Origin of the sequence: Streptomyces sp. WAC06614 (assembly GCF_003949795.1) — a bacterium.
GTDB lineage: Bacteria > Actinomycetota > Actinomycetes > Streptomycetales > Streptomycetaceae > Streptomyces.
Map to the genome: position 1 here is coordinate 1 of NZ_RPRY01000322.1, position 7,565 is coordinate 7,565.

Below are 7,565 nucleotides of genomic sequence, written 5' to 3' on the forward strand. Positions count from 1 at the left end.
CCGTCGTCGGCAGCGTCAGATGTGTGTCAGAGCCAGACCTCCCGCTCTGCCCGGCGTCCCCGCCCCTCAGCACCCCGCCACCGCGGGGCCGCCGGGCAGAAACGATTCATTCCGTAGTTCTTTCCTCCGCACCTCTTTCGTGCACGGCCTCTCCCCGACCCCGTGCACGACATCCCCGCCGGTCAGGCGGCGAAGGAGATGGTTCATGTGACCGCTGCGCCCGTGCTGGCGTTGCGAGGGGTCTCGAAGCGTTTCGGTGCCGTCCAGGCCCTGACCGACGTCGAACTGGAGATCCACGCCGGCGAGGTGGTCGCCCTCGTCGGTGACAACGGCGCCGGCAAGTCCACGCTGGTCAAGACGATCGCCGGCGTCCACCCCATCGATGACGGCGTCATCGAGTGGGAAGGTCGCCCGGTGTCGATCACCAAGCCCCACGACGCCCAGAACCTGGGCATCGCGACGGTCTACCAGGACCTCGCGCTGTGCGACAACATCGATGTCGTCGGCAACCTCTTCCTCGGCCGCGAGCTGCGCCGCCGCGGAGTCCTGGACGAGGTGGAGATGGAGCGCCGCGCCCGCGAGCTCCTGACCACCCTGTCCATCCGGATCCCCAGTGTCCGGATCCCCATCGCCTCGCTCTCCGGCGGTCAGCGCCAGACCGTGGCGATCGCCCGCTCCATGCTCGGCGAGCCCAAGCTCGTCATCCTCGACGAGCCCACCGCCGCCCTCGGCGTCGAGCAGACCGCCCAGGTCCTGGACCTGGTGGAGCGGCTGCGCGAGCGGAACCACGCCGTCATCCTCATCAGCCACAACATGGCCGATGTGAAGGCCGTCGCCGACAAGGTCGCCGTGCTGCGCCTGGGCCGCAACAACGGTGTCTTCAACGTCGCCGACACCTCGCAGGAAGAGATCATCTCCGCCATCACCGGTGCCACGGACAACGCCGTGACCCGCCGGGCGGCCCGCACGGGGGAGGCTCGCAAGTGAGCACCGAACACCTTGCCGACAGCAACCCCGAGGCGCCCGCGGACGCCATTCCCGCGGTCGACCCCCGGCTGCTGGTGCGGGAGGAAGGTTTCTCCGGCTACCTCCAGGAGTTCGGCCGGAAACTGAAGGCCGGCGACCTCGGGTCGCTCCCGGTCGTGCTCGGCCTGGTGATCATCTGGTCGATCTTCCAGGGCCTGAACTCGAACTTCCTCTCGGCCGAGAACCTCAACAACATCGCGGTCACGATGGTCGCCACCGGCATGATGGCCGTCGGCATCATCTTCGTGCTGCTGCTCGGCGAGATCGACCTCTCGGTCGGCTCGGTCAGCGGCGTCTCCGGCGCGATCGTGGCCGTCCTGTCGGTCACGCACGGCATGAACGAGTGGCTCGCCGTGCTCGTCGCCATCGCCAGCGGCGCGGCCATCGGCGCGATCCACGGCTTCTTCTTCGCCCGGATCGGCGCCCCGGCCTTCGCCGTCACCCTGTCGGGCCTGCTGTTCTGGTCCGGCTTCATGCTCCAGATCCTGGGCAGCAACGGCACCATCAACCTCGACTCCGACGGCGTGGTCGGCAAGCTGACCACGTACTACTTCTCGGACGTCGCCGCCGCCTACGGGCTGGCCGCGGTCGCCGTCGGCGCGTACTTCGTGGGCGCCTTCTTCGACGCCCGCCGCCGTGTGGCCGCCGGGGTCCCCTCCCGGCCGCCGGTCGAGATCCTGCTGCGCACCGGCGTGCTCGCGGTCTTCGCCTTCGGCGCGGCCGTGGTCTTCAACCAGTACAAGGGCCTGCCGCTGGCGGTGCTGCTGTTCCTGGTCGCCCTCGTCGGCACCGACTTCGTGCTGCGCCGCACCGGCTTCGGCCGCAAGGTGTTCGCCCTCGGCGGCAGCGTCGAGGCCTCCCGGCGCGCGGGCATCAACGTCACCGCCGTGCGGATCACGGTGTTCTCGCTGGCGGGCACCTTCGCGGCGATCGGTGGCCTGTTCTGGGCCTCCAAGATCGCGGCGGCCAACCAGAGCGCCGGCGCCGGCGACCTGCTGATGAACGTCATCGCGGCGGCCGTGATCGGCGGCACCAGCCTCTTCGGCGGGCGCGGCCGGACCTGGAACGCCCTCCTCGGTGTCATGGTCATCACCTCCATCCAGTACGGTCTGGCCCTGGAGGGGATCGCCACCCCGATCCAGTACATGATCACCGGAGCGGTGCTGCTGGCCACCGTGGTGATCGACTCCGTCACCCGGAAGACGCAGAAGACGGCCGGCCGCGCCTGACGCGCGAACCGACCGCCGGCGTGCCCGGTGCCACCTCGGGTGGCACCGGGCACCTGTGCGTACACCCACCCGTACGAGGCGTGTGGGCCCGTGGTGATATGCACAGGTATGACAAAGGTGTGACTCGCCCGGTACCCGCCGATGACTCGGCGCCCGGACGGGACCTTAGACTCGACAGACCAGCCAGCAACTGCAAGGAGGCACGGGTGCTGCTGACCCGCATCAAGGGACCGCGCGATCTGGACCGGCTCAGCCCGGAGCAGCTGAACCAGCTGTCCGCAGAGATCAGGTCCTTCCTCGTCGACGCGGTCTCCAAGACCGGCGGGCACCTCGGCCCCAACCTCGGCGTCGTCGAGCTGACGATCGCCCTGCACCGGGTCTTCGACTCGCCCAAGGACAAGATCCTCTTCGACACGGGCCACCAGGCCTACGTGCACAAGCTCCTCACGGGCCGCCAGGACTTCACGCACCTGCGCACCAAGGGCGGCCTGTCCGGCTACCCCTCGCGCGCCGAGTCCGAGCACGACGTGATCGAGAACTCGCACGCCTCCACCGTGCTGGGCTGGGCCGACGGCATCGCCAAGGCCCACCAGGTCCTGGGCCGCCAGGACCACCACGTCGCCGCCGTCATCGGCGACGGCGCCCTCACCGGCGGCATGGCCTGGGAGGCGCTGAACAACATCGCCGCCGCCAAGGACCGCCCGCTGGTCATCGTCGTCAACGACAACGAGCGCTCCTACGGCCCCACCATCGGCGGCCTCGCCGACCACCTGGCCACCCTGCGCACCACCGACGGCTACGAGCGCTTCCTCGCCCGCGGCAAGGAGATCCTGGAGCGCACCCCGGTCGTGGGCAAGCCGCTCTACGAGAGCCTGCACGGGGCCAAGAAGGGCCTGAAGGACTTCATCGCCCCGCAGGGCATGTTCGAGGACCTGGGCCTGAAGTACATCGGCCCCATCGACGGCCACGACGTGGAGGCCCTGGAGTCGGCCCTGCAGCGCGCCAAGCGCTTCAGCGGCCCGGTGATCGTGCACTGCCTCACCCAGAAGGGCCGCGGTTACACCCCCGCCCTGGAGCACGAGGCGGACCGTTTCCACGCGGTCGGCGTGATCCACCCGGACACCGGCCTGCCCGTCCAGGCCTCCGCCGCGAGCTGGACCTCCGTCTTCTCCGACGAGATGGTCAAGATCGGGCGCGAGCGCCCCGACGTCGTCGCGATCACCGCCGCCATGCTGCACCCGGTGGGCCTGAACAAGTTCGCCGAGGAGTTCCCGGACCGCATCTACGACGTCGGCATCGCCGAGCAGCACGGCGCCACCAGCGCCGCGGGCCTGGCCACCGCCGGCGTGCACCCGGTCTTCGCCGTCTACGCCACCTTCCTCAACCGGGCCTTCGACCAGGTCCTCATGGACGTCGCCCTGCACAAGTGCGGGGTCACCTTCGTCCTCGACCGGGCCGGGGTCACCGGTGACGACGGCGCCTCCCACAACGGCATGTGGGACATGTCGATCCTCCAGGTCGTCCCCGGCCTGCGGCTCGCCGCCCCGCGCGACGCCGAGCAGCTGCGCGCCCAGCTCCGCGAGGCCGTCGAGGTCAAGGACGCCCCGACGGTCGTCCGCTTCTCCAAGGGCGTCGTCGGCCCGGCCGTCCCGGCCGTCGGCAAGGTCGGCGGCATGGACCTGCTGCGGGTCCCGGCGCCGGAGGTCACCCGTCCGGACGTACTCATCGTCTCCGTCGGCGCCTTCGCCCCGATGTGCCTGGAGGTCGCCGACCTCCTCGACAAGCAGGGCATCTCCGCCACCGTGGTCGACCCGCGCTGGGTCAAGCCCGTGGACGAGGCGCTGGCCCCGCTCGCCGAGCGGCACCGGGTCGTCGTCACCGTCGAGGACAACGGCCGCACCGGCGGTGTCGGCTCCGCCGTCTCCCAGGCCCTGCGCGACGCGGGCGTGGACGTGCCCCTGCGGGACTTCGGCATCCCGCAGCGCTTCCTCGACCACGCCCCGCGCAAGGAGATCCTGGCCGAGGTCGGTCTGACCGCCCCGGACATCGCCCGGCAGGTCACGGGCCTGGTGTCCAAGCTGGACGGCCGCTACGACAGCGAGCAGGCCGCCACGGTCGACTAGCACGGGCCGTACCCCGCCGGTGGCCGAAAGGCCTCCTGTTGCAGCTCCCGGGCCGGGAGGATCATCCTTGAGTGGGTGATTCGCCCGGCCCGTCCGCGTGCCGGCTCCCCTGCGTGGGGTCCCCGTTCGGAGGTGTGCCCGTGAGTACGAATCTGAACAGTCCCTTCCGTGCGAAATCTGTGGAGCAGTCCATCCGGGACACGGAAGAGCCGGAACACCAGCTCAAGAAGTCGCTCTCCGCGTGGGACCTCACGGTCTTCGGAGTGGGTGTCATCATCGGCACCGGCATCTTCGTGCTCACCGGCATCGCGGCCCGCAACAACGCGGGCCCCGCCACGTCGCTGGCCTTCGTGGCGGCGGGCGTCGTCTGCGGCCTCGCGGCCCTGTGCTACGCCGAGTTCGCGTCCACGGTCCCGGTGGCGGGATCGGCGTACACCTTCTCGTACGCCTCGATCGGCGAGCTGCCCGCCTGGATCATCGGATGGGACCTGGTGCTGGAGTTCGCCCTCGGCACCGCGGTGGTCGCGGTCGGCTGGTCCGGCTACGTACGCCACCTGATGGAGACCAACCTGGGCTGGGACGTGCCCACCGCCTTGTCCGGACCCGACGACGGCGGCACCTTCGACCTCATGGCGTTCGTGCTGGTCCTGGCGCTGACGGTGGTCCTCGTCCTGGGCACCAAGCTGTCGGCGCGGATCACCGCCATCGTGGTCGCCATCAAGGTCACCGTGGTGATGCTGGTCATCATCGCCGGCCTGTTCTTCATCAAGGCCGACAACTACAAGCCGTTCATCCCACCCGCCAAGCCACAGCCCGAGGGCGTCAGCGGCTGGCACTCGCCCCTGGTCCAGCTGATGTTCGGCTACGCACCCACCAACTTCGGTGTCATGGGCATCTTCACGGCGGCCTCGCTCGTCTTCTTCGCCTTCATCGGCTTCGACGTGGTGGCCACGGCCGCCGAGGAGACCAGGAACCCCCAGCGGGACATGCCGCGCGGCATCCTCGGCTCCCTGGCCGTGTGCACCGTGCTCTACGTCGCCGTCACCCTGGTGGTGACCGGTATGCAGCACTACACGCAGATGTCGGACGACGCCCCGCTCGCCGAGGCCTTCAAGTCGGTGAACCAGCCGTTCTTCGCCGGCGCCATCAGCCTGGGCGCCTCCGTCGGCCTGATCACCGTCTGCATGATCCTGCTGCTCGGCCAGACCCGGGTGTTCTTCGCGATGAGCCGTGACGGGCTGCTGCCGCGCGTCTTCTCGGTCACCCACCCGAAGTACCGCACCCCCTACCGGGCGACCATCCTGCTCGGCGTGGTCATCGCGTTCGTCGCCGCCTTCACCAGTCTGGAGAAGCTCGCGGAGCTGGTGAACATCGGCACGCTGTTCGCCTTCGTGGTCGTCGCCCTCGGCGTGATCATCCTGCGCCGCACCCGACCCGACCTGCACCGGGCGTTCCGCACCCCGTGGGTGCCGCTGGTCCCGATCCTGTCGATCGCGGCCTCGCTGTGGTTGATGCTCAACCTCCCGGCCGAGACCTGGGCCCGGTTCGGCATCTGGATGGTCATCGGCATCATCGTCTACTACGCCTACGGCCGCGGGCACAGCCGCCTCGGCCGGGGCCTGGAACGGGGCCCGGAGGGCGTCCCCAAGGCCCCGTCGCAGCCGCCCGCTCCGGGCATCTGAGACACCGCACCACCGGACCGGGGGCCCGTCCCCGGACAACGGCCGCGGGCCCGTACGCACGAGGGTGCGTACGGGCCCGCGGCCGCCGTCGTGGGTCGGCTCAGCCGCCCGTGGCGGGGGACTTCTTCGCCGCGGCCGGGATCGGGCGGTCGTTGCGGACGGCCTCCCAGAGCTGGTCCGCCTGCGGCTGGGCCACCACCACGCGGTTGGGGTCGATCCGGTCGTAGGCCACCGGCAGCATGAGGGTCTCCATCGTGCCCGGGTCCACGCCCTTCATGCTCTGCGCGAAGTCGGCCAGCGCGGTCAGCGAGCCCAGGTCGGAGTCGGTGGTCAGCGACTTGGTGCCGGCGTCCGCGAGCTTGTACAGCCGGGCCGGGTTGCCGAGCACGTCCTGCTTCTTGATCTCGTCGAGCAGGGCCATCATGAACTGCTGCTGCAGGCCTATGCGTCCGAGGTCGCTGCCGTCGCCGTAGCCGTACCGGGTGCGCACGAACTTCAGCGACTGCTCGCCGTTCAGCCGGTGCGTGCCCGCGTCCAGCTTCAGTCCGCCCTTGGCGCCCGACATCGGCTTGTCCAGCGTGACCGTGACCCCGCCCAGGGCGTCCACCAGACCCTTGAAGCCGGCGAAGTCCACCTCGACGAAGTGGTCCACGCGGACCCCGGACAGCTGCTCGACCGTCTTGACCACACAGGCCGGGCCGGCCAGTCCGTAGATGGAGTTGAACATCACACGGTTCGCCGAGGACACCGCCTCGCCGTCCCGGTCCTTGCACTCGGGCCGGGTGACCAGGGTGTCGCGGGGGATGCTCACCGCGGTCGCCCTGGACCGGCCCTCGGGTATGTGCACCAGCATCGCGGTGTCCGAGCGGGCACCGCTGACATTGCCGTGGTCCAGCTCGGCGTTGGCGCCGGCCCGCGAGTCCGATCCGATCACCAGGACGTTCTGGGCGCCCGCGACCACCTTCGCGGGCCGGTCGTCACCGATCGCCCGGTCCAGGTCGACGCTGTCGATGTTGCTGTTGAGGTGCGTGTACGCCCACCAGCCGCCGCCCGCCGCCAGCAGGACCAGCACGGCCAGGACGAGCAGGCCGATCCGCAGGACGCGCCGCCCCCGGCGCCGCCGCCCACCGGGCGCCGGCCGTTCCTGCGACGCCTCGTCCGCCGCCGTCTCCACCGTGTCCGTCATCGCCCCGAATCCTTTGCTGAACACATGTTTGACGGAGAACTATAGGGGCCCCGGCGTCGGTCCGTACCGTGCGGGCCGCCGCCTCCGCGGTACCACGGGGCGCCACCGGGGCCCCCACAGGGGCGCGTTCACGCCTCTGTCCGGCTGGCATAAGGTGTCCGGCGGGCACGGCGCGGGAAAGACGACGGGGAGTGAGAGACGTGGGGCGGGCAACCGTACGGGGGGAACGCGCCGCGTCGCGGGGCCGCCGCAGGGCCGGCGCACCGGCCCCCCGCCGCCCGGCCGCCGCCCCCGAGAACGCCGCCGCGGTGCTGCACCG

The 7,565-nt window shown here is 70.5% G+C and carries 5 protein-coding genes; 4 read left to right on the plus strand and 1 reads right to left on the minus strand.

Annotated elements, in window-relative coordinates:
• Window positions 1-198 precede the first annotated feature (198 nt).
• The 4 genes from EF918_RS29345 (at window position 199) to EF918_RS29360 (ending at window position 6,060) form a co-directional block, all read left to right on the plus strand.
• Window positions 199-987 (plus strand): ATP-binding cassette domain-containing protein, encoded by a 789-nt coding sequence (locus EF918_RS29345; protein ID WP_125651965.1) that lies wholly within the window; start codon window positions 199-201, stop codon window positions 985-987.
• Window positions 984-2,255 carry a sugar ABC transporter permease gene (locus EF918_RS29350; RefSeq protein ID WP_125651961.1) on the plus strand — a complete coding sequence of 424 codons (1,272 nt, stop codon included), beginning with the start codon at window positions 984-986 and terminating at the stop codon, window positions 2,253-2,255. Before EF918_RS29345 ends, EF918_RS29350 begins: the two co-directional genes overlap by 4 nt.
• A 206-nt stretch (window positions 2,256-2,461) precedes the next feature.
• Window positions 2,462-4,378 (plus strand): 1-deoxy-D-xylulose-5-phosphate synthase, encoded by a 1,917-nt coding sequence (dxs, locus tag EF918_RS29355; RefSeq protein WP_125651962.1) that lies wholly within the window; start codon window positions 2,462-2,464, stop codon window positions 4,376-4,378.
• A gap of 140 nt (window positions 4,379-4,518) precedes the next feature.
• Window positions 4,519-6,060, plus strand: a complete 1,542-nt coding sequence (locus tag EF918_RS29360) for an amino acid permease (protein ID WP_125651963.1) — start codon at window positions 4,519-4,521, stop codon at window positions 6,058-6,060.
• A 100-nt stretch (window positions 6,061-6,160) separates the two neighbouring features.
• Here EF918_RS29360 and EF918_RS29365 read toward each other — a convergent pair whose 3' ends face one another.
• Window positions 6,161-7,246, minus strand: a complete 1,086-nt coding sequence (locus tag EF918_RS29365) for an LCP family protein (protein WP_125651964.1) — start codon at window positions 7,244-7,246, stop codon at window positions 6,161-6,163.
• Between the last annotated feature and the right edge of the window lie 319 nt (window positions 7,247-7,565).